The organism is Sorangium sp. So ce327 (genome assembly GCF_051530205.1).
Taxonomy (GTDB): Bacteria; Myxococcota_A; Polyangia; order Polyangiales; family Polyangiaceae; genus Sorangium; species Sorangium cellulosum_B.
The window spans coordinates 5,692,339-5,717,915 of the sequence record NZ_CP150330.1 but is presented as its reverse complement, the minus strand read 5'-3'; the positions used below and the strand labels follow the sequence as shown (position 1 = coordinate 5,717,915).

Genomic DNA, 25,577 nt, shown 5'->3' with positions numbered 1-25,577 from the left:
CTAGCCGATCAGGATCTGCGTCGGGTGCTCCAGGAGCTGGCGCAGGACCTTGAGGAAGGTCGCGCCGACCGCGCCGTCGACGACGCGATGATCGCAGGAGAGCGTCATGCTCAGGCGGCGGCCCGGCACGATCTGCTCGCCGCGCACGACGGGCTCCCGACGGACCTGGCCCACGGCGAGGATCGCTCCCTCGGGCGGGTTGATGACGGCGCCGAAGTTGTCGATCCCGTACATGCCGAGGTTCGAGATCGAGAACGTGCCGTTCGCCATCTCCTCGGGCCGCAGCTTCTTCGCCTTGGCGCGCCCGGCGAGCTCGCGCACCTCGGCCGCGATGTCGAGCACCTGCTTGCGATCGACGTCGCGCACCACCGGCGTGACGAGGCCCTCGGGGACGGCGACCGCGACCGAGATGTCGACGCGCTGGTGAACGAGGATCGCGTCCGGCGTGAACTGCGCGTTGCACTCCGGGACGCGCACGAGCGCGATGGCGCACGCCTTGACGAGGAGATCGTTGAAGCTGACCTTGGCCGGCTTCTCCCCCTCGGCGGCGGTCGCCGCGAGATCCGCGTTGATCTGCTCGCGAAGCGCGTTCAGCGGATCGGCGTCGACGTCGATCGACAGATAGAAGTGCGGGACCGTCTGCTTGGACTCGGTGAGGCGCCGGGCGATCGCCTTGCGCATCATGCTGAGCGGCCTCACCTCCGGCGCAGCGAGCTCGCCGGGGGCGATCGCCTTGGCCGCCCCGGCGGCCGGCGCCGGCTTCAGCCCATCGAGGTCGCGCGCGACGATGCGCCCGCGCGGACCGCTGCCGGCGACGCTGCTGAGGTCGAGCCCGCGCTCTCGGCCGAGCTTCCGCACGTAGGGCGACGCCTTCACGCGTCCGTTCGACGACGGCTGCGGCGCGGCCGGCTGCGTGGGCGGCGAGACCGCCTCGCCGCGCGCCGCGGGCGGCGGGCTCGTCACGGGCGCGTCGCCGCCGGCCGGCGGCGCGGGGCGCTCTCCCTTGGGCTGAGCCTCCGCCGCGCTCGGCTTCGCCGCGGCAGCGCCGCCACTCCCGCCGGCGAGGGCGCTTACGTCCTCGCCCGGGGTGCCGATGATCGCGACAGGCTGGCCGAGCTGAACCACGCTGCCCGCAGGCACGAGGATCTTGAGCAACGTCCCTCGATCGAAGGACTTGTACTCCATGGTCGCCTTGTCGGTCTCGACCTCTGCGAGCAGATCGTCGATGTCGATCGCGTCGCCTTCCTTCTTGTGCCAGGCACTGATCTGCCCCTCCTCCATGGTCGGGGACAGCTTCGGAAGTTCCAGAACCTTCGCCATGGGTCTATCAACCTTGATCGGGGATGTGGGTCCGCTCAGTCAGCTTTTGTAAAGAACGCGGTGAACATTTTCGATGATCCGCGACGCCTGCGGGATCACGTACTGCTCCAGCCGCGCGTTGTAGGGCATCGGGACGTCGAGCGTCGTCGCGCGCAGCACGGGCGCGTCCAGGTCGTCGAACGCGAGCCGCTGGATGCGATCGGCGATCTCCGCGCCGACGCCGCCGTACGGCCAGCCCTCGTGCGCCACGACCGCGCGGTGCGTCTTCGTGACGCTCTTCACGATCGTCTCCTCGTCGAGCGGGCGCAGCGAACGCAGGTCCACGATCTCCGCGCTGATGCCCTCTTTCTCCAGCTCCGCAGCCGCCTCGAGCGCGACGTGCACCATCCGGCTCCACGCGATGATCGAGACGTCGGTCCCCTCGCGCACGATCGAGGCGACCCCGATCGGCACGATGAAATCAGGGTCGTCGGGCACCTCGCCCTTCACGCCGTAGAGCGTCTCGCTCTCCATGAAGAGCACCGGGTTGTCGTCCCGGATCGCCGACTTCAGGAGACCCTTGGCGTCCGCCGGCATCGCGGGCGCGAGGACCTTGAGGCCGGGGACGTGCGCGTAGAAGTGCTCCATGGAGTGCGAGTGCTGCGAGCCGACCTGCTTCGCCGAGCCGTTCGGCGCCCGCAGCACGAGCGGGATGCTGAGCTGCCCGCCGGACATCTGCCGGAGCTTCGCCGCGTTGTTGAGGATCTGGTCGAACGCCACGGCGGAGAAGTTCCACGTCATGTACTCGACGATCGGCCGGAGCCCGACCATCGCCGCGCCGATCGAGATGCCGGTGAACCCGCTCTCGGTGATGGGCGCGTCGATCACGCGCTTGCTCCCGAACTTGTCGAGCATCCCCTCGGTCACCTTGTAGGCGCCCTGGTAGTGCCCGACCTCCTCGCCGACGAGGTACACCCGCTCGTCGCGCTCCATTTCTTCGACCATGGCGGCGCGAACCGCCTCACGGAATCTTAGGACGGTCATCGCGCAAAAGGTCCTGCATAGGTTGTGGGCTCGAGCACCTCGGGCCCGGGTTCGGGGCTCTCCTCGGCGAAGCGGATCGCGTCGGTGATCTCGTCTTCCACCTCTTTCTCGATCGCCTCGAGGGCGGCCTTGTGGCCCTTCTCCTCGAGCTCGATGCGCGAGCGAAGGAGCACGTCCTTCTTCTTGCGCTCGTCGAGCTCCTCCTTCGTCCGGTACTTGCCGGGATCGCTCATCGAGTGGCCCCGGAAGCGGTACGTCCTGATCTCGACAAGCGTCGGCTCCGAGTTCGTGCGCGCCCGCGCGACGGCCTCGGCGAGGCGATCGCGCACCTGGAGGACGTGCTCGGAGTTGAAGCGATCGCGCTCCATCCCGTAGGCGAGCGCCTTCAGCGAGACGTCCTCGACCGAGAGCGTCCGGGAGAGCGGCGTCCCCATCGCGTACTCGTTGTTCTCGCAGACGAACACGATCGGCAGCTTCCACAGCGCCGCGAGCGACATCCCTTCGTGGAAGTCGCCGATGCTCACCGCGCCCTCGCCGAAGAACACCATCGAGACCCGGTCCTCGCCGCGGTACTTCGACGCGAACGCGGTCCCGACGGCGATGGGGATGTGCCCGCCGACGATGCCGTAGCCGCCGAGCATGTTGTGCTCCTTGTCGAAGAAGTGCATCGAGCCGCCGAGCCCCTTCGAGCACCCGGTGACCTTGCCGTAGAGCTCGGCCATCGCGGCGCGCGAGCTCATCCCGCGGGCGAGCGCGAGGCCGTGATCGCGGTAGGTGGTCATCACGTAGTCGTCGGGGCGGAGCGCCGCGGAAGCACCGACGGCGATGGGCTCCTGACCGATGTACAGGTGAAGGAACCCGCCGATCTTGCTCTGCGCGTACGCGCGGGCCGCTTCTTCCTCGAAGCGGCGTATCTGGAACATCTTTCGGTAGAGCGACAGATGGAGATCGTCGCCGTTTGTCAGGGTAGTCATCGCGGGGATCTCAAGGGGCAGAACAGCAATTCAGACAGTCGCTAGGGCAGCGATCGGCGTGATTCCAGGGCCTCTCCGGAGCTTGCGACGGACCCAGCGAGGCGCTTGACGTCGGCCGTGCAGGACAGCGACGGTGCTTACTCGGGCTCCTTTACGGGAGTTTTTTCCGCGTGACAACGCATCCGCGATGTCACCCGTTCAACGCGCAGCAGCATCGGCACCACCGGCGTCCTGCGTGCCGGGCTCTGTGGTCTCTGGCACGTCGAGATCGTCGGTCTCCGGTGTTCCGGCGTCCGCGCCTTGCTCGTCCTCGGGGAGCGCGGTCGGCGCGGGCGAGGTCGTGGCGCTGCCCGGCGCGCTTGCGCTGGGCTCCGCGCTGACCGTCGCGCGCGCCGTGGTGTCGGCGGGGTCGTGCTTCGGGCGCGCAGGCCGCGTCGACGGCACAGGGCGCGGTCGGGGCGCGGTGGCGGCCGACGAGGCGATCGGCGCTGCTCCGACGGCGGGTTCCTCGGCGGGCGCGTCTGCAGATCGCAGCGCGGTGTGGAGGAGCAGCGCGGCCGTGGCCACGACCACGGCCGCGCCCACGGCGATCTGCCCCGCCTTCCGCTCGCGGGGAGGGAAGTCGGCGTCGAGCGGATCTGCGCGCACCGCCGCTGGCTCGGCGGGCGGCGCCGGCGTCGCCGTGACGGCGCTGTCCAGCATCCGCCTCGGCATCTGGCTGGAGGCGGCCCACTCGAGGCTGTTCGCGAACGCGGCGCCGAACTCGTCGCAGCTCGGGTACCTGTCCTCGGGTCGCTTCGACAGCCCGCGCGCGAGCACCTGATCGAGCGACGGCGGGAGGCCGAGCTCCTTCGCGATCGGCGGCGGCTCGTCGCTCGCGATCTTCGAGGCGACCGAGACCGCGTCGTCGCCCGGGAACGCGCGGCTCCCGGAGATCGCCTCGTACATGACGGCGGCGAGCGAGAACTGATCGCTCTCGGGCGAGAACTTCCCGACGCGGAACGTCTCCGGCGCGCTGTACGCGGGCGTCCCCATGAGCCCTCCCTGGTGCGTCAGCGTCGAGTCCGGGATCCGCGCGATGCCGAAGTCGGCGATCTTGCCGCCGTTCGCGGAGAGGATGATGTTCTCCGGCTTGATGTCGCGGTGGACGATGCCTGCCCGGTGCGCGATCGTGAGCGCCTCGCCGAGCTCGCACGCGAGGCGCGCCGCCTGGGACGCCGAGAGCGGCCGCTCGAGGAGGTGCTGCTTGAGCGTCGGCCCCTCGACGTACTCGAAGACGAGGTAGAGCCCGAAGTCCGGGTCCTCGCCGACGTCGTGGAGCGTGACGAGGTTCGGGTGGGTCACCCGGGCGGCGGCGCGCGCTTCGTGGCGCATCCTCACGATGAGCTGCTCGCGGACGTCGCGCGGGATGCGCAGGTCGTCGCGCAGGTGCTTCAGCGCGACGTCGCGATCGAGCAGCGGATCGTGCGCGAGCAGCACGCGCCCCATCGCGCCCTCGCCGAGGAGGCGCTGCACGTGGTAGCGGCCGAGGGCGGCGGGCAGCACGGAGCTATCGCTCGGCTGTGCGAGCGCGCCGCCGCCATCGGAGGACGAGGATCGAGGCACGTCGCGTCGGTTCTATCCGGCCGGCGGCCCCGGCGGAAGGCCTGGCCGGCGTCTCGCTTCCGGTTATGCTCTGCCGCAGCGCGCCCCGGGTCCACGAGCGGCGCTTGTGGTTCTGCGGAGGCGGTTCCCGCAGGGGCCTGGCGGCGCGCGGCATCCCAGAGAGGGCGCAGCGAGCACAGATGAGCACCGAGAGCGCGTCGAAGCCGGTCCAGGTCGCCGGAGCTACGAAGAAGCGAGGCAAGGCCAAGTACATCGTGCTCGTCGGCCTCGTTCTCATCATCGTCCTCGCCCAGCAGACCGGGCTCCTCGGCTTCGGCGTGGCGCACCTCCGCGCCGCGACCTTCCCGAGAGACGAGTCGCTGCTCGAATATGTCCAAGGCAACGTCCCCGGCGTGGTGATCGTCGACCCTCACCAGATCGACCTGCAGGCGCTCGGCGCGGAGGGGGGCGCGGTGCGCCTGCACATCGAGCGCACCCGTGACGACATCAAGAAGGCGACGGGCATCGATCTCGGGTTCGACGTCGACAAGCTGGTCGTCGCCCCGTCGCTCGTGGTCGCGCGCGGGCGTTTCAACGAGCAGAAGCTCGCGGAGCGACTGGCGACGCACAGCTACGTCCAGGCAGAGTACAAAGGCGTGAAGTACCTGCTCCGCGCCGGCGAGGACGCGATCGCCGTGCGCGACGGGTCGATCCTGCTGTATGGCGCCGAGCCGGACATCCGCGCGAGCATCGACGCCGAGGAGGCGGGGACGTCGCTGGCGAGCCGGGACGAGGCGACGTCGCGCCTCGCGCACATCGGGTGGGATCGTCCCCTCCTGGGCGTCGCCCTCCTTTCCGAGAGCAAGCCGAGCCTCCGCGCGATCCTGACCGGCTCCACGGGCCCGCGCGCCGTCACCGTCGGCGTCGCGACGAAGGGCGGGCTCTCGGCGACCGTCGCGATCGACGCCGCGTCAGCCGAGGCGGCCGAAGAGCTCCGGAAGCTCCTCGAGGAGAAGCGCGCGAACGTCGATGCGCTGAAGGCGCTCGTTGGCCCGGAGTCCGGGGCGGCGCTCGTCGAGATCGCGAAGCGCGCCACCCTCGCGGTGGAGCCGGGCGCCGGCCGGCTGACGGTGCAGGTGGAGGTGCGCCCCGAGGAGCTCGAGCTGCTCGCGAAGGCCGGCCATGCGGCGGCAGGCTCGCTCGGGGATATGTACAAAAATGTGCGGCTGCTTCAGCTCCTCGCGCCGGGCCCGTGAGGCCGTCGTCTGAGCGGAAGGCGCGCTCGGCCCGTATCGAGGTGGGCACAGCTGTGCGCGACGGCAGCGCCGCTCATGTCGAGCTGGAGCGGACGGCGGTGCGTCCCTGGTCGAGGCTCAGGGCTCGGCGCAGCGCGGGCACCGCGCCTCGACCCGGTCTGTCGCGCTCTTGACCCGGGCGCGTGCGGAATCGCACCGCTGGTCCGCATCGCCGGCGAGCCCGCAGAGGTGCTGCGCCGCGCGGCTCATGGACGCGAGCGCGCGGCACGCGGTTTCGCACGGCGGCGCGGACGTCGGCTCGGCCTCGATCTTCTTGGCCGGGGGCTCGCCGCCGGCGGCCGTCGCCCGCGGTGACGGCGCGGCGCGGCTGTCGGGTACGCTCGGACTCGGCGGTGAAGCCGCCGGCGGCGGCGCTCCCGGCTGCGCCGCTTCCGCCACGGCCCGGCCCTCGTCGCGCTGCGCGGGCGCGCCGATCGCCTGATCGAGCTCGTCCTCCGCGCGCTCGAGCTCCGCGAGCGCATCATCGGCGGTCTCGACGGCGCTTCCCTTGTGCGGCGACATCGAGGTCGCACTGGCGGGCTCCGGCGCCACCGGGGCTTGCGCGACGGAGGCCCCGCCGCAGCCAGAGAGCGCGGCGGCGCTGATCCACAGGGTGGCGGCGGCGGCAGACCAGGCACTGTGTCTGTTCATCGGTCCTCCTGCGCCTGACGCCCGGCGCCCGGCTTTCGGCTCATCGCGGCGCCGCGGCGTGCGCCACGGACCGCGACCGCGCAACGAGATCTTGCGCGCGGTGCGACGAGGTTGACCCCCTCGCCGTGCGCTATGCTCGCGGCGATGAATCTGCTTCGACCGATCGGCGCCCTCGTTCTGGCTCTCGGACTGGTCGCAGGCTGTCAGCGAGGCAGCTCGCGCCGGCCTGCGTCTCAGCCGTCGTACGGCCAGGCCTATCCTCCGTACGGCGCGCCCCAGCAGGGTGCTCCTCCACAGCAGCCCGGGTACCCGCAGCAGCCCGGGTACCCGCAGCAACCCGGGTACCCGCCGGCGCAGACCGGGCCTGTGTCGGCGCCTACCTTCAACGTGCCCACGATGCCGGGGCTGCCGGTGCTTGGCGATCCCATCAACGACATCAACGTCAGCTGGCTCCAGTCCGAGGCCGGCGTCGTCATGGGCGCGTTGATCGGCGCGCTGCCGGCGGCCTCGCAGCAGAAGGTGAGGGGCATCCCCTTCATCGCCGATCCGACGGTGGGCGAGGTGAACGCGTTCGCCGGCTGTGACGACCAGCGGATGCCGTTCATGGCGATCACCGACGGGCTGCTCGAGGTCGAGGCGCAGATCGCGCAGTTCAAGGCGACCGACGAGGTCTTCGGGACGAGGAAGCTCGACGAGTTCCTGCGGATGCTCGCGCAGCGACAGCGGCCTGGGCAGCCGATCGTCCGGCCGCCGGTGGGCTTCGTCGATCCGGTGCAGCACACGGACGCGCGCAAGGTCGAGCGGCAGCGCCAGCTCTACCACGAGCAGCTCGCGTTCGTTCTCGGCCACGAGCTCGGCCACCATCACCTCGGGCACACCGGCTGCGCGAACGGGCAGGGGGGGAGCCGGGGCGTCACGCCCGCGGATCTCGGGCGGATGCTGTCGCGCACGCTCCCCATCTTCAACCAGCCGAACGAGATCGCGGCGGACGTGGCGGGCGTGAACAACCTGCTCGCCGCTGGCGCGCGGCAGCAGGGGTACCGATGGACCGAGGGCGGCGCGATGCTCACGCTCGGCTTCTTCGCGTCGCTCGATCAGCTCACGCCCGCCACGATCCTGTTTGCCTTCGAGCAGACGCACCCGCACCCGCTGCTGCGGCAGCCCGTCGTCCAGCAGACCGCCAACACCTGGCGGATGACCGGAGGCGCGCCCGTGTTCACGTTCCCTGGTTTCGGCGGCTGAGCCACGATTCCCCGGGCGTCTTTGCGCTCGCGGGCGCTCGCCCGGAGGGCTCATCTGCTGCTTCGGCTTGACGCGACCGTGCAGCGCTCCTCCCATCGCGCCGAAAGGAGTCGACCATGCAAGCAGAGCTCGGGATCGAGGACCTCAAGGAAGGCACAGGCGCGGAGGCGAAGCACGGCCAGCTCGTGACGGTGCACTACGTCGGCACGCTGACCAACGGCGACAAGTTCGACAGCTCGCGCGATCGCGGCCAGGGATTCTCGTTCAAGTTGGGGGCCGGGCAGGTGATCAAGGGATGGGATCAGGGGGTCGCCGGCATGAAGATCGGCGGCCTCCGCAAGCTGACGATCCCGCCGGAGCTCGGCTACGGCGCTCGCGGCTTCCCGCCCGTGATCCCGCCGAACTCGACCCTCGTCTTCGAGGTCGAGCTGCTCGCGGTCAAGTGATCTGCCGCGTCGGCCCCGCTGCGTCGGCCGCTGCTCGCGACCGGCGCGCAGGCCGACGCCGCCGGCGCTCAGGTCGATGCCGATGCAGCCGCCCCGAGCGCGCCCGCGGCGCGGCTCACGGCTTGATGGGGGCGCCACACTCGACGCAGAACCGGTTGCCGATGAAGAGCTCGTGCTTGCAGTGCGCGCACCGCGCGACCCGCACCTCGGTCGCGCGTTTTGCGGGCTTCGATGGCGGGGCTTCCTTCGCGGGAGGCCTCGCCGCCGTCGTCACCGCGGTGTAGCGACCGGAGCCAGCGGCGGCCCGCGAGCGCCGATCCGTGAGCGGCGCGGCGGCCATGCGCGCCACCGTGCCTGGCGCGCTGTGGGCCTGGCTCCGCAGGCTGCTGTCCGCGATGGAGTGGACCTGCTGCGCCGCGACGTCGCGATCGACCTCGTCGACCTGGAGCTGTCCCTCGTGGACCGCCGCGGGCGGAACCGTCTCGCCGAACTCATCGACGTGGAGGGGCCGGGTGTCGTCGAGCTCGGCGCTGTTCGGTTGCCGCTCGTCCTGCGCGTCGAGCTGGATGCGGACGATCAGCGCCGAGATGTTGTCGGTCCCGCCCGCCTCGTTGGCCATCTCGATGAGGAGCTCACAGGCCTCGTGCGGATCCTGGGTGACGTCGAACACATCGAGCATCTGCTGCTCCGAGATCATCCCGCTCAACCCGTCCGAGCAGAGCAGGAAGACGTCGCCGGGCTGAGTGTGCTCCGAGCGGATGTCGACCTTCACGGCGTCCTTCATGCCGAGCGCGCGCGTGATGATGTTCTTCGGGAGCCTCGCCAGCTCGTCCTGGCTCAGGTCGGGCTTGAGCGCGAGGGCGTCGTTGATGAGCGAGTGGTCCTTCGTGAGCTGCTCGATCTCGCCGTGTCGGATCCGGTAGCAGCGGCTGTCGCCGACGTGCCCGACGTGGATCTGCTCCGTTTCGCACGACACGTAGGCGGCGACCACCGTCGAGCCCATGCCCTGGTGCTGGGTGTACGTGTTCGAGATGACGAACACATCGTGGTTCGCCTTGCGGATCGCCGCGACGACGCGCCGTGCTTCCGGATCGAGCTCCTGTTCGTCGGCCGGGACGGGGCCTGGCAAGCTGCCGGCGCGGGTCGCCTCGAAGAAGTTGTCGAGCGACTTGGTCGCGAGCGCGCTGGCAACGTTGCCCGCATTGTGCCCGCCCATGCCGTCCGCCACGACGAAGAGGCCGAGCTCGGACTTCACGAGGACGTTGTCCTCGTTGTGCTTTCGCTGGCGACCTACGTCGGTCACGGCAGCCGCGACGGGTCGGGTGCGGCTGCTCGTCCTGAACTCGCCCATTCGCGGCAGATTATACCTGCCCCTCGCTCTGGACCGCCCACATTCCGGCTGCTTTAGCGGCGGGCTGCTCCCTGGGAGCCGGTCGCTTGAGCGGCGATCCTCGGTGACGTACCTGCCGAGGCTGCCGGTGGTCGCGTGCCCCGGGGTAGGGGATCCAGCGCGAGGCGCACACCGAACTGGAAGAATCCGTAAGCCGTGGGGTCGGAACCCTCGTCAGGGCGGGAGAGGTAGGTGCCGGCGTCGAGCTGGGCGAACACGCCGACGCCAAGGATCGGGGCCGGGTAGAAGTCGGCGCCCAGCGCGATGCGGGCGACATCGAGACCGTGGAACATACGATCGGTCGCTGTCGAGCCGGCCGCCGAGGCCTCCGGCGATGTGAAGACCGTTCGCCGGTACCCCACGCCGTAGCTGATCCAGGGGTCTACCGCGATCCCCTGGGCGACGTGGTAGACGAACCCCAGACCCAGATCGAGGCTTCGGCCGGAGCAGTCGCTGCAGCCTGCCGCTGCCGGGAGCAGGGTGTAGGAGCCGCTTGCTTCCAGGACGGTCACGCGGCTCAAGCCGATGCCGAGGTTGGCGCCGAAGGCGAACCCGCCCGAGACCGTGTCGGTGACCGGTTCACCGGCGGCCATGCCGCCGAAGGGCTGGCTGTACCCGGCCCGGCCCTGGAGCAGGAGGTGTCCGCTTCGCTCGTCGGGCCCGGCGGGGCGCTTCACCCCGGCTTCCGGTCCGGACTCCTCTTCTTCCTCGGCTGCGGCCGTCTCCTCGGCTGCGGCCGTCGTCTGATCTGCGGGCTGGGCGAGGGCCTGGTTGGCCGAGAGCACCCAGCCTGCTGCCGCCACGCCGAGCATCGGCGCGGTCCACCTTGTCGAGCGCGATCTCACGAACGGCCTCTAGAACAGCGCGGTCCAGAGCGCAAAGGGGGCGCGTGCCGACGAGCAGGAATGTCGTCCGGGCGACGCAACTGCGCCTCGCGTGCCGACGACAAACCTCCTGGACATGGACGACGCACAGATCCGCAGCGACCACGACAGCCCTTTTAGACCCCTCACCTCGGCTCACGGCGATAGGGTGGCGTCCGCGCCGCCTGCGACGCCGGCCGCGCCCCTCGTGGCGCTGCCGGGAGCGCTCGTCGGAGGGCCCGGCGGTCGATCGGACCCCGGCGCGCGCGGCGGTGAGCCCCTCTCGATCCGGGACGTCACCGTGGAGATCGTGGACGATAGCGACGCGCTCGCCACGGTGTGGCTCCGCTGCGAGCATCCCGGCGGAGGCGCTCCAGTGCGCATCGCCGTCGCGCCGGGGGCCGAGCTCATCCTGGGCAGCGCTCCGGCTGCCGACGTGAGGCTCGACGATGCCGCGGTGAGCGCCCGGCACTGCCGCGTCGCGCACCGCGGCGCATCGATCGAGGTGACGGACCTCGGCTCTCGCAACGGCGTTCGCGTCGGCGGCGTCCGCGTGCGTCAGGCGATGCTCGTTCCTGGCGGCTGCTTCGAGATCGGTCGCACGGCGATGTGCGTCGAGGCGGCCCGAAAAATCCCGGTGATCGAGGAGGATGGGCCGCCGCTCCCCGGGCTCATCGGCCGCTCGCGGCCCATGCGGCAGCTCGCCGCGGCGGTGCGGCGGGTGGCGCCGCTCCAGCTCCCCGTGCTGCTGCGCGGCGAGTCGGGCACGGGCAAGGACCTCGTGGCCCGGGCGATCCACGCGGAGAGCACCCGGGCCGACCGGCCGTTCGTGGTCCTCAACGCCGCCACGATCCTGCGGGAGCTCGCCGAGTCCGAGCTGTTCGGCCATCGTCGGGGTGCGTTCACCGGCGCGGTTCGGGAGCGTCAGGGGGCGTTCGTCGAGGCCAGCCATGGGACGCTCTTCCTCGACGAGATCGCGGCGCTCTCGCTGGAGGTCCAGGCGAAGCTGCTGCGCGTCGTGGAGGAGGGGATGGTCCGCCCGCTGGGCGCGGAGAGGGCGACGCAGGTCAACGTGCGGCTCGTCGTCGCCACCTGCGAGCCCTTGGAGACCCTCGTCAGTGAGCGTCGCTTCCGCGCGGATCTCTACGAGCGCCTGGCGGTGTGCCGTCTTCAGCTCCCCGCGCTGCGCGATCGGCCCGACGACATCCCGCTCCTGGCCGAGCACCTCCTGGCGAGCTCCGAGATTGGCCGGCGCCAGCTGTCCCCTGGGGCGCTCGCCGCGCTGCGGGCGCACCGCTGGCAAGGCAACGTCCGAGAGCTCCGCAACGTGCTCATCCAGGCCGCGCTGCGCGCGCATGGTCGTGTGCTGCCCGAGCACATCACGGCGGTCATCGCCGATCGCGAGCCCCCGGTCCGCCGGAAGATCACGCCCGCCGATGCGCTCCGCGCCTTCGAGGAGGTGGGCGGCAACGTCAGCGCCGCTGCGCGGCTCGCGGATGTCCCGCGCTCGACGATGCGGGATCTGCTTCGTGCCGCGAGGGATACGTGAGCTCGATCCGCGGCGCGAGCGCACCGGACCTCAGCGCTAAAAGGCGCCTGCGACGCTGAGCGTGGCCTGACCTGGCGCCACGAACGGCGCGATCGCGGTGATGCGCGGCCCGTCGGCCGCGGTCTGCTGCTTCTGCGGGTACCAATCGATCATGGCGTAGGTCGCGGTGCCGACGACCCCGACGCCGAAGAGGACCCACCCTGTGATCGCCAAAGGGACCGCGCCGTCAAAGCGGTCGAGCTTCTCGCGGAGCTTTCCGCACGCGTTCCTGAAGTCGGGGAGGTCGCCCGACGGATCTTCGCGCGCGCCACAGGGCTGAGACCTGCGGTTCACGGGGATCGCGCTCTGGTGACCCGCGACGTACGTCTCGATCTGCTGCCCGATGTCGTCGGCGCTGCTGCGCGCGTCCACCGTGATGGCCGAGCCGACGATCCCCATGATCAGGCCGACCCCGGCGACGCCGGTCCCTGCCCAGGCGAGCGGCTTGCGAGCGTACCAGTGGAAGAACGGCTCGCGTCCGCCGGAGGCCTGCGCCGAGCTCATCGAGCCCATCGTGCTGCTCGTCGAGACGCTGACGGCGCCCGAGCTCGTCGGCGCTGCTGGTGACGGTGAGGGGCTCGGCGCGGCGGCGCCCGGAGCCATCGCGCCGGGAGCGGTCGCGCCCGGCGCTGGCGGCGCGGTGTTCGTCGCCGGAGGCTGTGCTGGCGCTGGCGGCGCGGCGCCCGGGGGTGCTGATGTGGGCGCAGCGGTCGGCGTCGCCGGGGTGGGCGCGCCGACAGGCGGCGTCGCGGGCGTCGCACCGGTCGTTCCGAGGGTGAGCGTCGCGGGCGTGGCTGTGCCGATCTTCGCGTCCACCTGCGTGGTCGCTGATCGGTCGAGGTAGGTCGCGAACAAGGTGTGCTTGCCGGGCGTCACGAACACCGGATCGAGCAGCGGCGCCTTGCCGATGAGGACGCCGTCAACGCTGATGTCCGCGCCATTCGCGTCAGCGGTCACGACGAGGAAGCCGGTCTTCCGTTTCACATCGGCGATCGCCTTCTCCGCTGCCGCGCGCTGCTCCGGCGTCGCCGCGGCGTGCTCGCGCAGGAACTGCTGCAGGTGCTTGCCGGCGTCTTGGAGGTGATTGGAGCGAAGCTCGCTCTGGCCGAGGTTGAGCAGCACTGCGGGGTGTCGCTTGAGCGCGTAGACCTGAAGGAACGCGGTGCGTGCCTCCTCGAACCGACCGGCGTCGTACGCCTTGACCCCTTCCTCGTAGCGCTGGCGCGCGACCTCGGTCACGGGATCGGACGGTTGCGCGAAGCTCAGCGGCTCGCTGAAGAGAGAAGGGGGGAGCCCGGCCTCCGTGAGCACGGCGGGAGCGATCAGCGAGAGCAGGAGGACTGGGGCGCAGGCGCGTGTTTTCATGGCTCCTCAGATCGGGCTTCGCCTCGTCGGCGTCCGCGAAAGGATACGATTGCAGCAGGCCTCGCTGCCGAGGCGAGAGAGAGGTGCGCTTCAGAACGGCGCATCGCGGATGATGCCGCCGCCCTTGCTGCCTCCTGTCGAGCTCGTGCCACGCTGCGCGGGTGCTGGAGGCGCGGGCCTCTGTGCAGGGGGGGCTGCCTTCGGGCTGGTCGCTGGCACCGCGGGCGTCGCTGCGCTCCCGGCGGAAGCAGGCGCCGTGGCCGATGCAGGCGCCGTGGCCGCAGGAGGCGTCGTGACAGAGGGAGGCGCCGCCGCGGCGGCAGATGCTGTCGCCGTCGGGGCCGGAGGCGATGCTGAGGCGCTCGGCGCCGGCGAGGCGCCGTCGTCCTTAGCGGTGGCGGCCGTCGCTGCCGCGGGAGGCGCATGCGAGGCGGCAGGGGGCGTGGTCGCTGCGGCGGGTGTCTCCGCCATCGACGATGCCGCTGGGGGCCCTGGATCCTCTCCGGCGTCGTCTTGACGCAAGGTGCGAACGACGACGAGCAGCAAGGCCACGCCCGCGAGCGCGAGCACGACCCGCAGCGCCGTCTTGTTCGGCGTGGACACGGGGATCTCGATCGGATCTTGGTCTTCCGTGCGGACGCCGGACGCGGCCACGGAATCAGCGCTCTCCCTCGCCGGATGCGCCGCGCGGGAGCCTCTGCGCGCCGGCCGTGCCGACGGCGGTTCGTTCTCCGGGGGCGGGGAGGGGGACCGGTCCACCTGCGGCTGCGGCTGCGGCTCAGGGGCGTGCGCGCCGGCCGCGGCCGCCGGCTCACCCATTCCTACCTGTGTTTTCCCTGCCGGCGCGGGCGGCTGGTTCCGCGTCACCGCGCCGCTCTCCTGGGCAATCGGGGCGCTCGCGTCCGCGGCGCCGCCGGCCGTCCGGGCGTCGATGAGCGGCTGAGGCGAGGGGCTGGCCTGCTCACCGGCCCCCGCCGCTCCCGCGTCGCGGGAGTTGGCCCCCGCCGCGGGCGGCCCCGGCGGGTCCTCGCCGATCGCGATGGTCGGGACCCCCTCGATCACGGTGTCGGACACGCCGGACGCGCCGGCTGGTGGGGCCTCGATGACGCGCGTCGTGGGCGCCGCAGGTGCAGCAGGAGAAGGCGCCACCGCGGGTCCAGGCTTCACCGCCGGCGCTTCGGCGGGGGAGGCCGCCTGGGCTTCCGACGATTTCGCAGCGGATGCGCCGGGCTCCTGACCAAGGGCGCCGCCGCGCGCGTCGCCTCGGGCGCCCGACAGCTCGTCGAACCCCTCCCAGGATGGCCGGATCGACGACGCGATCCGTTCCGCCTCCTCAGCAGAGAGGGAGCGCTCACCAGGTTCCGCGGTCGTCGGTTGCTCCCCCGCAGTCATCGCGGTGAGGAACTTACCACCCGCGTCTGCTGCACCGCAATCTCGCGACGGATCGGCGCATCACCAGCTGCCGCGTACGGCGGGAATGAGCACCCCCCTGGTGCCTCCGGAAACCATCGCGAACGGGTCATCCGCCGCGCGCCTCGCGCAGCAACGCGTCATCCCAGGTGTCGGCGACCTGGCTCACCGTCGTGACGATATCCTCGAACTCTTCGTACTCGAGCGCGCTGAGGCGCCGCAGGCAGCGTACCACGACCTCGTTGCGCGACTTGTCGATCGCGAAGGCCGCGTCGGAGGTGATGACGAAGCTGAGCTCCAGGAGACGCCTGTAGAAGGCCTCGCGCCCGCTCAGGGGGACGGCCATGATGGGAGAGAAGACCATCAGGACGCCCTGCGCCTCCAGCACGTTGACGCCGATCGTCGCGCTCCCGTGCTGAAGCTGCGCGTAGCCCGTCTCGTCGAGCGTGCTGTCGCCAGCGCCGCTCGGCGATCTGGCACCGCCTTGAGAGCTCGCGTTGTACCGGGCGAGATACGCGTTGACCATGCTCGTCGCGTCGGCAAACCTCTCCCCCGACGCGCGGTCCGCGTAGAGGGGTCCTGTGGATGAAGTGGGCGTGAGGTCGGGCACGTGAAACCTCCTGGACGCATCGCCAGTCGCTCGGCGCGCGGGGCTGAACTGGCGAACCGACAGCACACCAGCCCGGCGTGGTTGCATCGTAGCGCTCCGGCGTTCGCGGTGATCGCGCTTTTTGCAGTGGTGGCGCACGCCACCCTCGGGTGCAGCGCGGAGGGCAGCGCGCCGGCTGCGCCCGCCGGCGTCTCCGACGAGGAGCGCGCCGCCGCGCTGCTCGATCCGGCTGCCCTTCTCCCACCCCGCGCCGAGACGGTCGCCCTCGCCGATGCCGTCGCCATCGCGTCATCGCGGGCCGGGGCGCCGGCGCAGGCGGCCTCGCTCGCGGAGCTGGCCGGCGATCTTCGCGTGCGGCTCTTCCGCCTCGATCAGGCGGTCACCGACGCGCGCGAGGCGATGGAGCTCTACAGCGCGGCGGCGACGGCATTCCGCGCCTCGGCCGAGCCGGCCAACGTCGAGCGCGCGTGCCAGGCCGAGCGCCGCCGCGCGCTGCTCGCCGGCGAGCTCGCTCACGACGCGGCCGTCGCGTACCGCGAGCTCTACCTGGTCTCGCGGCGCTACGCGGCCCTCGCCCCGCCCGCGCCGTCCGGCGGCGCGCCGCGCTCGCAGTGCCTGGGCGCGCTCGCGCTCGCGCTCGCGCAAGCCGCTGCCTACCGGCCGAGCGGGGATGCGCTGCGCGCGCTGGAGCAGGAGGGACACCGCGTCGAGGGCGTCGCGCTCGCGCTCGCATCGAGCCCGGCGCCGGGCTCCTCCGCCGCGCCCGCCAGCTCCGCGGGCGCGGCGCCGGTGCAGGTGACGACCGCCGAAGCCACCGGCGATGTCGTCGTCGCCCCCCGTGCGCCGGCGGCGCCCACCGGCCCGGTGAAGATCACCTCGATCGAGCGGCACGGCTCGGACAAAGGGGCGCGCGTCGTTGTCGAGCTCTCCGCGCCGACGACGTTCGACGTCGGCACGCTCGCGGCGGACGAGAGCGCCGGCAAGGACGCGCGCGTGTTCGTCGACATCGCGAGGGCGACGTCGCGCGGCATCGCGAGGGAGATCGAGGTCGGCGGCGTCCTGCGGCGGGTGCGCGTCGGCGTCCAGCCGGATGGAACGCGCGTCGTCCTCGATCTCGCCGCCAACCTGCACCGCCGGATCTTCTACCTCCCCGATCCGTTCCGGATCGTCGTCGACGTGAGCACCCGCCCTCCGTTGCGCGATGACAAGGACAGCCCCGGCGGCGCGCGAGAGGTCCGGCGCGTCGCGATCGACCCGGGGCACGGCGGCAACGACACCGGCGCCGTCGGCCCCACCGGGTTGAAGGAGAAGGACGTGACGCTCGACGTCGCCCACCGCGTCGCCCCGCTCCTCGCGCGCGAGCTCAAGATCGAGACGCTCCTCACGCGGGACAGCGACACCTACGTCCCGCTGGAGCTCCGTACCGCGCGCGCGAACGCGTTCCACGCCGACCTGTTCGTCTCGATCCACTGCAACGCGAGCGAGAACGGCCGCGCTCGTGGGGTCCAGACGTTCTCGCTCGCGGCCCCTCACGACGGCGAGGCGACGTCGGCGCAGCTCGCGGCGCGCGAGAACGCCGCCCGCGCAGGGCGGGGAGGGCAGGGCGTGGACCCAGGTGATCCCGGCGCCCGCCTCGAGGTGGCGGCGATCCTGTCGAACCTCAACGTCGGCGACATGGCGGCCCGCTCGCGGCACTTCGCCGAGCTCCTCCAGCGGTCCTCGCTGGCCTCGCTCTCGCCCCGCTACCCCGACACGAAGGATCAGGGCGTCAGGGGCGCGGGCTTCTTCGTCCTCGCGGGCGCCGACATGCCGGCCGCGCTGTTCGAGACCGCGTTCATCTCGAACCCCGAGGACGAGGCTCGCCTCGCGACCGCCGACTTCCGGCAGAAGATGGCGGACGCCATCGTGAACGCGATCCGCGCCTACCGCGAGGGCAAGTGAGGGGCGCCGCTGGCCTGCGCGGGCGTCGCCCGCGCAGGCGTCACCCTCGCTCGAGGCCCATGAGCCGCTCGAGCGAGTCGCGCAGCTCGCCGGCCTCGCCCTTCTTGATGAAGTCGTAGGCGCCGGCCTCGGTCGCGTTCTTCTTCATGTCCTCGTGGTTCGAGTACACGATGCAGCGGATGTGCGAGGTCGCGTCGATGGAGCGGAGCCGCTCCAGGCAGCGCACGCCGTCGAGGCCCGGCATCATGATGTCCAGGATGAGCGCGTCGGGCTGGAGGTTGCCCACCGCGACGAGCGCGTCGAACGGATCCTGGAACGTCGTCAGGTCGAACCTCCGCGACAGCGTCTTGCGGAGCGCGGCGAGGACGGAGGGGTCGTCGTCGACCACGACGACCTTCGGCTTGCCCATCCGGAGGATCTCCGGGATCGGGTAGCCGTACTTTCGGAGGAAATCGAGCACGTCCAGCCGCCGGAAACGGAGGTGCCGTCCGGGCGTGCGGAAGTGGCGGATCTCCCCCTTGTCCGCCCAATTGTGGATGGTCTTGAGGTCCACCTGACAGAAGCGCGCGACGTCGCTCGCGGTGAACAGCTCGGGCTGCGTCGTGTTCTCTTTCGGGTTCGTTTCCATGGCTCACTCCTCGAGATCAGGCGTCGCCGGCACGGAGGGGGCATTCGTCTGGGGGGCGTCGAAGCTGGTCGGCACGGGTGGATCTGGCTCTCGTTCCTGTTTGATGTGGATCAGGGATCCATGTGCGCAGCATTCTTCGGCGACGAAGCGCCCGTTGCGCAGGACATAACGGGTCGGACCCTCGGCGCGCCGATCGCGCGTCTCGTGCGAAGGGTCACCTGGCAGCGCCAGGTAGGGCGGCTCGGCCCCATCGCCCGGGACGAAGCGCGGACAGATCGGCAAGAGCGACTGGCGTTCCGCGAGCGCCACGGCGCTGCGCACGTCCAGGGCCGCGGTGAGGAGCTCGAGCGTGCGTGAAGTCGGCGGAGCGAGAAGGATCTCCCCACGCGCGGCGCGCTCCAGGACCTCGGACGGCGCTGCCCAGAAGCTCATCGTCGTCTCGTGCCCGTCGTGTCGCCCGATCTGGCCTGGCGGTAGCGGTAACAGGAAGAAGCGCGCGTCGAAGCGCCGCTCCTCGGCGAGGGGCGTGATCCACCGCGCCCACGGGACGAGCGCCGCGAGCGCGAGCTTCAGGCCGCGCCGCGCGAGGACCGCATCGAGCGGCGCCCCGGCGGCGAGCTCCCGCCCCACCGCGTCGACCTCGTCGCCGGACAGCGGAAGATCGGTCGGCAGGATGCCCCCTTCCTCCAGCGTCTCGCGGCACGCGGCCACGCACAGCGCTCGCGCCGGCGTCTCGCCCGTCGCGAACGCAGCGGAGCGCGCCGGTGGCTCGGTCGCCCGATCCCTCCAGACTTCCGCGCCGTCCTGCGCGTCCACTTTCCCACCAGGGAACACCACGGCGCCCCCCATGAAGCTCGAGCTCGCGTGGCGGCGAACGCAGAACACCTCGATTCCAGCGCGACCGTCACGGAGGACGATCACCGTGGAGGCATCGCGGGGACGGACCGGGGTTCGGTTCTGATCGAAATCCAGCAATATGGGATAAATTTGTTCCACGTGAGCTGCCTTTCGTCAAACCGTCCGCTGCGTCTCATTTCCGGCGTGCTCTGGGGTGAGCATGCGGGTTTGAGGCCAAGTCCGCCGTCTTTTCCGGCGGCTCGGGGACTTCCCGCAGATGCTTTCCACGCTGTCCCGACAACCGATGCCGATTGATGCCGCAGCGTCCGGTCGGTCGCGGGCGTGATGGCGTTTGATAGCGACCGAGGGTGAATCGAGAGGCGTCGGCCGCAGTGAATTCGGGCGATCTCTGCCTGCGACGGAGGCGTCGTTGACGGGCTCGGCTCCCACGCCTAGAATCCCGCGCCTCGCAATTTCGGGGGGCTGTCTGGCCTCTCCGGACATGTCGCGGAGCCGTAAGTCCCGGCAGCCGGGGTCAGCGCCCCGCGGCTTGCATGCGCCAGGGAGCTCAGACGGCAGCGCCGAACGGCGCATTCGACGCGAGAGGACCTATGAACAAGGCCCAGCTGAAGAAGTTCAAGACCCTGCTTGAGACGAAGCGCGACGAGATCGTCAAGAAGGCCAAGCAAACGCTGACCGAGGACATGATGCTCGACGCGAACGATCTCCCTGACGAGATGGACCTCGCGTCGAGCGAGTACCTGCAGTCGTTCACCTTCCGGCTCCGTGGCCGCGAGAAGTCGTTCCTCGACAAGATCCAGAAGGCGCTCGTGAAGATCGAGGACGGCTCGTTCGGCAAGTGCGAGGAGTGTGAGGAGGAGATCTCGGCGAAGCGCCTCGAGGCGCGCCCCGAGACGACCCTGTGCATCCGCTGCAAAGAGGATCAGGAGCGGGTCGAGAAGGACTACGGCTGACGCTGCGCCGCGCGAGGAGGCCGGCCGCCGGTCGCCTCCTCGCGCGAGGGTGCCTCGGCGCCGTCGGGCGTGCGCTCCTGCTCCCGGTCCACGTCGCCCGGACCGGCAGGGGCCACGCCCGTTCTGCTATTTGCGGGCGGCCGCGCGGCTGCGCGGCTGCTGCGGGGTGCGACGCTTCGACGCCACGAGCACCTCGCGCAGGTACGCGCCGGTGAATGACGCCTCCTCCTGCGCGATGTCCTCCGGGGTGCCAGCGGCGACGATCGTCCCGCCGCGCTCACCGCCCTCGGGGCCCAGGTCGATCACCCAGTCGCTGCAGGCGATCACGTCGAGGTTGTGCTCGATCACGAGGACGGTGTTCCCGGCGTCGCGCAGGCTCATCAGGCTCGCGGTGAGCACCTCGATGTCGGAGAAGTGCAGGCCTGTCGTCGGCTCGTCGAGCACGTAGAGCGTGCGGCCGGTGGCCTTGCGCGCGAGCTCGCGCGCGAGCTTCACCCGCTGCGCCTCGCCGCCCGAGAGCGTCGTCGCGGGCTGCCCCAGCGTGATGTAGCCGAGGCCGACGCGCGCGAGCGCGGCGAGCCGCTCCCGGACGCGGGGGAGCGCCTCGAACTGGTCGATCGCCTGCTCGACCGTCAGGTCGAGCGCGTCGGCGATCGACATCCCGCGGTAGAGCACCTCGAGCGTCTCGCGGTTGTACCGGCGGCCGCCGCACGTCTCGCACGTCACGAAGATGTCGGGCAGGAAGTGCATCTCGATCCGGAGCACGCCGTCGCCCTGGCAGGCCTCGCAGCGACCGCCCTTCACGTTGAACGAGAAGCGGCCCGCCTTGTACCCGCGCGTCCTCGCCTCCGGGAGGCCCGCGTAGAGCTCGCGGAGCAGCCCGAAGACCCCCGTGTACGTCGCCGGGTTCGAGCGCGGCGTGCGGCCGATCGGGGCTTGATCGATCGAGATGACCTTGTCGATGTGCGAGAGGCCCTCGATGCCGTCGCACGCGCCGATCGGGGCGGAGCTCCTGTACAGCTCGTTCTTCGCGGCCGGCAGCAGCGTGTCGACGATGAGGCTCGACTTGCCCGAGCCCGACACGCCGGTGACCGTGCAGAAGAGGCCGACGGGGATCTCGGCCGTGACGTTGAGGAGGTTGTGGGCCCGCGCGCCGCTCACGCGGATGAAGCGCCCGTCGGGGCGCTGGCGCTTCGTGGGGATCGCCAGCTGCTTCTTGCCGCTGAGGTACGGGCCGGTGATCGACGCCGGATCGGCGCTCAGCTCCTCCGGCGTGCCCTGCGCCACCACGTTGCCGCCGTGCACGCCCGCGCCCGGGCCCATGTCTACGATGTGGTCGGCCGCGAGGATGGCGTCGCGGTCGTGCTCGACGACGACCACGGTGTTGCCGAGGTCCACGAGCCGCCTGAGCGCCTCGAGCAGGCGCGTGTTGTCGCGCGCGTGCAGGCCCACCGAGGGCTCGTCGAGCACGTAGAGCACGCCGACGAGCGCGGCCCCGATCTGCGTCGCGAGGCGGATGCGCTGGCCCTCGCCGCCGGAGAGGGTCTGCGCGGAGCGGTCGAGCGTGAGGTAGTCGAGCCCGACGTCGATGAGGAACCCGAGGCGGGCGATCACCGCCCGGAGCAGCGGCTCGGCGATCGCGCGCTCGCGCGGCGCGAGCGCCCCGTCGACGTGGGCCTCGCCCGCGGCCTGCCCATCGGCGGGGGCCCGCGGCGCGCTTCCCTTCGCGGCCAGCGGCGCCCCTTCCTTCGGCGGCATGAGGCCCTCGAGGAAGACGCGCAGCGTGCGCAGCGGCAGGGTGCCGACGTCCGCGATGTTGCGATCCCCGAGGCGCACGGCGAGCGCCTCCGGGCGCAGGCGCCTGCCGTCGCAGGCGTCGCACACGCGCGTGATGACGAAGCGGCCGATCTCGTCGGAGAGCGCGGCGCTGTCCTCGTCGGGATCGGCCTCCTCCTCGTCGGCGAGGGCGGGCTCGCCGCTGCTCAGCAGGCGCTCGAGCCGCGGGATGATCCCCTCGTAGGCGGCCTTCTTCTTCCCCCGGCCGCCGGCGCCCTGGGCGTCGCTCCCCTCGAGGATCGCCTGCCGCACCGCCGCCGGCAGCTTCGCCCACGGGACGTCCGGATCGCAGCCGAGCGCGCTGACGGCCCGCTCCGTCTCCGTGGCGAGCGAGAGCGAGCCGCGGCGCCCCCAGGCCACCACCGCGCCCTCGCGGAGCGTGCGCCGAGGATCGGGGACCACGCGGTCCGGATCGATGCGGGTCCTCGCGCCGATGCCGTCGCAGGCGGGGCACGCGCCGTGCGGGCCGTTGAAGGAGAACATCCGCGGCTCGATGGGCGGCAGCGAGATGCCGCAGTCGATGCACGCGAAGCGCTCGCTCATCCAGAGCGGCTCGATCTTCATGCCGTCGCTGGAGATGTCGACGAGCAACCTGCCCTCGCCCAGCTTGAGCGCGAGCTCGACGGAGTCGGTGAGCCGGCCCTTGATGCCGTCCTTGACCACGATCCGGTCCACGACCACGTCGAGGTCGTGCGCGCGCGTCCGGTCGAGTACGATCTCGTCGCCGAGATCGACGATCTCGCCGTCGATGCGCGCTCGCACGAAGCCCTCCCGGCGCAGCCGCTCGATGTCGAGCTTCAGCTCTCCGCGGCGGCCTCGCGCGATGGGCGCCATGATCGTGACCCGCGTCTTGTCGCCGAAATCCAGGATGCGGTCGACGATCTGCTGCACCGTCTGGGCCTCGATCCGCTTGCCGCACGCGGGGCAGTGCGGGGTGCCGACGCGCGCGAAGAGCAGGCGGAGGTAGTCCGAGATCTCGGTCACCGTGCCGACGGTCGATCGCGGGCTCTTCGCCAGCGCGCGCTGCTCGATGGCGATGGCGGGCGAGAGGCCCTCGATCGACTCGACGTCCGGCTTGGACAGCTGCTCGAGGAACTGCCGCGCGTAGGCGGAGAGCGACTCGACGTAGCGGCGCTGCCCTTCCGCGTAGATGGTGTCGAACGCCAGGGACGACTTGCCCGAGCCGCTCGGGCCGGTGATCACCACCAGGCGGTCGCGCGGAAGCGACACGCTGACGTTCTTGAGGTTGTGCTGCCGGGCGCCTCGAACGACCAGTCGATCCATAGGGGGAACCGGAGAGCTATCACACACGGAAGCGGGCGTGGCGCCGCTCCTGCTCGCCGCTCGCTGCTCTGTTGGCTCTGTTGCCCCCTGTTGCCCTCGTGGCCCCGCCCCGTCGCGCGTCGCGCGCCGCGCGCCGCGACGCGCCGCGCACGGCGCGCGCCAGGTCTTCCGGTTGTCTTGCAATTCTTCTCACGTCGCTGCGCTGCGAGCTGGACTATGAGAGGGCGCGCAGGTGGAAGCGCGTGCAAGGAGTGTCCTGATGGCGGTCGGCGCCGGCGCTGCGCTCGGCGTGGTCGGGCTCCTTGCGCGGTACGCCCCTGAGCTCGACGCGCTGCTGCTCGAGCCGCCCTCTCCGTCCGGGCGCTCCGAGCCCGGCCCCGCTGCGGCGCCTTCTGTCGGGCCCGCGGCACCAGCATCGTCCACGCCTGCACCCGCCACGGCCGCTGGTCAGGGGGAGGCAGCAGCGCCCGCTCCGGGCTCGCCTCCCGGTGCGGCCCCGGTTCCGCGAAGCGCGAGCCAGCAGGCCGCCGCGGCGGCCCCGCTGGTCGATCCCTTCGCGGAGGATCCGGCGGCGCGCGCTGCGTGTCCCGCCGACATGAGCCTCGTGGAGGGCGATTTCTGTCCATCCCTCCCGTATGTCTGCACCCGCAGCGGCGATGGAGCCGGCCATGGCTGCCCCGAGTACGGGCGCGGCGCCCGCTGCCGGGCTCCTTTGGATCACCGGCGCTTCTGCATCGACCGCCACGAGTGGCCGAACCGGGTGGGCGAGCTCCCGCGCGTCTACGTCGACTGGTACGAGGCGAAGTCGCTCTGCGCCTCGATCGGCAGGCGGCTGTGCCGGCGCTCCGAGTGGATGCTCGCTTGCGAAGGACCGAAGCGCCTGCCGTATCCTTGGGGCTTCGTGCGCACGCCCAGCCCTTGCAACATCGACCGCGCCGCGATCGAGTTCGACATCGACGCCATGGTGGACGAGGCGACCCGCGAGGGCGAGATCGCCCGGCTGTGGCAGGCCGATCCCATCGGATCGCACCCGAACTGCATCAGCGCCTACGGGGCGTACGACCTCTCCGGCAACGTCGACGAGTGGACCGACAACCTCGCCGACGATCCGGGCACGTCGCGCCCGGCCACGCTCAACGGCGGCTACTGGGGTCCTGTTCGGAACACCTGCCGCCTCACGACCGGAGGGCACGGGCCGACGTTCAAGTTCTACCAGGTCGGCTTCCGTTGCTGCGCGGACACGGTCGACGGCGTCGTCACGCCGCCGCCGCGGCCCTTCATCGAGCGCGACCGCGAGAAGGACGGCGTGTACGACTGACATGCGCGAGCGCATCGCCTTCATCGCCGCCCTCGTCGTCGCCGCCCTGGTGAGCGCGCTCCTCTTCGCCCCGCGCTTCCAGAGGTCGCCTGGGCCGCTCGACGCGGCGAGCGCGGCCCCGGCTGCGAGCATCGCCCCGCCGGAGCCGGCCCCGCCCGCGCCCGCGCTGGCGCCTCCGGCGCCTCCGCCGCTGCCTGCGTACGTGCGCGTCGACCCGGAGAGCCGCACGGCGTGCCTCGGCGGGATGGTGCTCGTCGACGGCATCTATTGCCCGTACGTCGGGCACCACTGCGCCGCGTACATCGACGAGGAGAAGGACATCTGCGCCCGGTTCGAGCCGGAGGTCCTCTGCGAGGGGCGCCTCCAGCACCGGCGCTTCTGCATCGACGTCTTCGAGTACCCGAACATCGAGGGCGTCCGCCCGGTGGTGATGGTCAACTGGCTGGAGGCGAAGCGCGCCTGCGAGATCGAGGGCAAGCGGCTCTGCTCCGGCGAGGAGTGGGAGTTCGCGTGCGAGGGGCCGCAGATGTGGCCCTATCCTTACGGGATCGCTCGCGATCCTGACGCCTGCAACATCGACAAGAAGATCTCGATGCCGGTGCTCGAGACGTTCGCTGACCCATGGAAGATCTCGGCGGAGGTCGAGCGGCTCGATCGCCGGGTTGCGTCCGGGGAGATGCACCGGTGCGTCAGCCCCTTCGGCGTGCGCGACATGACCGGCAACGTCGACGAGTGGGTGAACAATGAGCTCGGCACGCTGGACGAGAAGCCATTTCGATCGACGCTGAAAGGGGGCTACTGGGGGCCGATCCGCTCGCGATGCCGCCCGGTCACGTCGACGCACAACCGGTGGTTCCGCTTCTATCAGGTCGGGTTCCGGTGCTGCTCCGACGCGCTCGACGGGGGCAAGGCCGTGACCCCGGCGGCCAAGACAGCGCGCATCCCGCGCCGCAGCCCGATGGTCGATCCGGGCGGGCGGCAGGGGCCGTGAGGGGCCG

Annotated in this window: 21 protein-coding genes; 8 read left to right on the top strand and 13 right to left on the bottom strand. The window is 71.3% G+C overall.

All coding sequences use genetic code 11. The features are described from left to right. The 4 genes from WME95_RS21460 to WME95_RS21445 all read right to left on the bottom strand — a co-directional run bounded on the left by WME95_RS21460 (window position 1) and on the right by WME95_RS21445 (window position 4,922). Complete coding sequence (locus tag WME95_RS21460; protein WP_437910334.1) at window positions 1–1,320, bottom strand: pyruvate dehydrogenase complex dihydrolipoamide acetyltransferase; 1,320 nt, start codon at window positions 1,318–1,320, stop codon at window positions 1–3. 39 nt (window positions 1,321–1,359) lie between these two features. Next, the gene (locus tag WME95_RS21455) at window positions 1,360–2,343 is read right to left on the bottom strand and encodes a pyruvate dehydrogenase complex E1 component subunit beta (protein WP_437554261.1); all 984 of its coding nucleotides are present in this window, start codon (window positions 2,341–2,343) and stop codon (window positions 1,360–1,362) included. Then, a complete protein-coding gene (gene pdhA / locus WME95_RS21450) occupies window positions 2,340–3,317 on the bottom strand; it encodes a pyruvate dehydrogenase (acetyl-transferring) E1 component subunit alpha (protein WP_437554259.1) in 978 nt (325 codons plus the stop codon). The genes WME95_RS21455 and pdhA overlap by 4 nt, the downstream gene beginning before the upstream one ends. Before the next feature lie 198 nt (window positions 3,318–3,515). Continuing rightward, window positions 3,516–4,922, bottom strand: coding sequence for a protein kinase domain-containing protein (locus WME95_RS21445; RefSeq protein WP_437910331.1), 1,407 nt, complete (start codon window positions 4,920–4,922; stop codon window positions 3,516–3,518). Between the two features lie 179 nt (window positions 4,923–5,101). On the opposite strand from WME95_RS21445, the gene WME95_RS21440 reads away from it, so the two are divergent. Continuing rightward, window positions 5,102–6,157, top strand: a complete 1,056-nt coding sequence (locus WME95_RS21440; protein WP_437910329.1) for a hypothetical protein — start codon at window positions 5,102–5,104, stop codon at window positions 6,155–6,157. 117 nt (window positions 6,158–6,274) lie between these two features. On the opposite strand, the gene WME95_RS21435 is transcribed toward WME95_RS21440, so the two are convergent. Beyond that, a complete protein-coding gene (locus WME95_RS21435; protein ID WP_437910327.1) occupies window positions 6,275–6,847 on the bottom strand; it encodes a hypothetical protein in 573 nt (190 codons plus the stop codon). 366 nt (window positions 6,848–7,213) lie between these two features. On the opposite strand from WME95_RS21435, the gene WME95_RS21430 reads away from it, so the two are divergent. Both WME95_RS21430 and WME95_RS21425 read left to right on the top strand, forming a co-directional pair. After that, complete coding sequence (locus tag WME95_RS21430; RefSeq protein WP_437910325.1) at window positions 7,214–8,089, top strand: M48 family metalloprotease; 876 nt, start codon at window positions 7,214–7,216, stop codon at window positions 8,087–8,089. A 116-nt stretch (window positions 8,090–8,205) separates the two neighbouring features. Next, window positions 8,206–8,535: an FKBP-type peptidyl-prolyl cis-trans isomerase gene (locus WME95_RS21425; RefSeq protein ID WP_012236426.1), complete on the top strand. Its 330-nt coding sequence runs from the start codon at window positions 8,206–8,208 to the stop codon at window positions 8,533–8,535. A gap of 115 nt (window positions 8,536–8,650) precedes the next feature. Here WME95_RS21425 and WME95_RS21420 read toward each other — a convergent pair whose 3' ends face one another. After that, complete coding sequence (locus WME95_RS21420; protein WP_437910323.1) at window positions 8,651–9,886, bottom strand: Stp1/IreP family PP2C-type Ser/Thr phosphatase; 1,236 nt, start codon at window positions 9,884–9,886, stop codon at window positions 8,651–8,653. A 53-nt stretch (window positions 9,887–9,939) separates the two neighbouring features. Beyond that, window positions 9,940–10,737 carry a hypothetical protein gene (locus WME95_RS21415; RefSeq protein WP_437910321.1) on the bottom strand — a complete coding sequence of 266 codons (798 nt, stop codon included), beginning with the start codon at window positions 10,735–10,737 and terminating at the stop codon, window positions 9,940–9,942. 220 nt (window positions 10,738–10,957) lie between these two features. Here WME95_RS21415 and WME95_RS21410 point away from each other — a divergent pair, with 220 nt between their 5' ends. Further along, complete coding sequence (locus tag WME95_RS21410) at window positions 10,958–12,337, top strand: sigma 54-interacting transcriptional regulator (RefSeq protein ID WP_437910319.1); 1,380 nt, start codon at window positions 10,958–10,960, stop codon at window positions 12,335–12,337. 36 nt (window positions 12,338–12,373) lie between these two features. Here the strand turns inward: WME95_RS21410 and WME95_RS21405 are convergent, their stop codons facing one another. The 3 genes from WME95_RS21405 to WME95_RS21395 form a co-directional block, all read right to left on the bottom strand. Next, window positions 12,374–13,741, bottom strand: coding sequence for a hypothetical protein (locus tag WME95_RS21405; protein ID WP_437910317.1), 1,368 nt, complete (start codon window positions 13,739–13,741; stop codon window positions 12,374–12,376). 90 nt (window positions 13,742–13,831) lie between these two features. Next, a complete protein-coding gene (locus tag WME95_RS21400) occupies window positions 13,832–14,908 on the bottom strand; it encodes a hypothetical protein (protein WP_437910315.1) in 1,077 nt (358 codons plus the stop codon). A gap of 352 nt (window positions 14,909–15,260) precedes the next feature. Further along, the gene (locus WME95_RS21395; RefSeq protein WP_437910313.1) at window positions 15,261–15,677 is read right to left on the bottom strand and encodes a YbjN domain-containing protein; all 417 of its coding nucleotides are present in this window, start codon (window positions 15,675–15,677) and stop codon (window positions 15,261–15,263) included. 213 nt (window positions 15,678–15,890) lie between these two features. Between WME95_RS21395 and WME95_RS21390 the strand changes: the two genes are divergently transcribed. Continuing rightward, the gene (locus WME95_RS21390) at window positions 15,891–17,702 is read left to right on the top strand and encodes an N-acetylmuramoyl-L-alanine amidase (RefSeq protein ID WP_437910312.1); all 1,812 of its coding nucleotides are present in this window, start codon (window positions 15,891–15,893) and stop codon (window positions 17,700–17,702) included. A gap of 40 nt (window positions 17,703–17,742) precedes the next feature. Here WME95_RS21390 and WME95_RS21385 read toward each other — a convergent pair whose 3' ends face one another. Continuing rightward, window positions 17,743–18,330, bottom strand: a complete 588-nt coding sequence (locus WME95_RS21385) for a response regulator (protein WP_012236418.1) — start codon at window positions 18,328–18,330, stop codon at window positions 17,743–17,745. 3 nt (window positions 18,331–18,333) lie between these two features. After that, window positions 18,334–19,326 carry an NUDIX hydrolase gene (locus WME95_RS21380; RefSeq protein ID WP_437910310.1) on the bottom strand — a complete coding sequence of 331 codons (993 nt, stop codon included), beginning with the start codon at window positions 19,324–19,326 and terminating at the stop codon, window positions 18,334–18,336. A gap of 452 nt (window positions 19,327–19,778) precedes the next feature. On the opposite strand from WME95_RS21380, the gene WME95_RS21375 reads away from it, so the two are divergent. Beyond that, the gene (locus WME95_RS21375; protein ID WP_012236416.1) at window positions 19,779–20,141 is read left to right on the top strand and encodes a TraR/DksA family transcriptional regulator; all 363 of its coding nucleotides are present in this window, start codon (window positions 19,779–19,781) and stop codon (window positions 20,139–20,141) included. Window positions 20,142–20,267: 126 nt separating this feature from the next. Here WME95_RS21375 and uvrA read toward each other — a convergent pair whose 3' ends face one another. Then, window positions 20,268–23,261, bottom strand: a complete 2,994-nt coding sequence (uvrA, locus tag WME95_RS21370; RefSeq protein WP_437910308.1) for an excinuclease ABC subunit UvrA — start codon at window positions 23,259–23,261, stop codon at window positions 20,268–20,270. Between the two features lie 259 nt (window positions 23,262–23,520). On the opposite strand from uvrA, the gene WME95_RS21365 reads away from it, so the two are divergent. Both WME95_RS21365 and WME95_RS21360 read left to right on the top strand, forming a co-directional pair. After that, the gene (locus WME95_RS21365) at window positions 23,521–24,579 is read left to right on the top strand and encodes an SUMF1/EgtB/PvdO family nonheme iron enzyme (protein ID WP_437910306.1); all 1,059 of its coding nucleotides are present in this window, start codon (window positions 23,521–23,523) and stop codon (window positions 24,577–24,579) included. Window position 24,580: 1 nt separating this feature from the next. Beyond that, window positions 24,581–25,570 carry a formylglycine-generating enzyme family protein gene (locus WME95_RS21360; protein ID WP_437910304.1) on the top strand — a complete coding sequence of 330 codons (990 nt, stop codon included), beginning with the start codon at window positions 24,581–24,583 and terminating at the stop codon, window positions 25,568–25,570. Window positions 25,571–25,577: the final 7 nt, after the last annotated feature.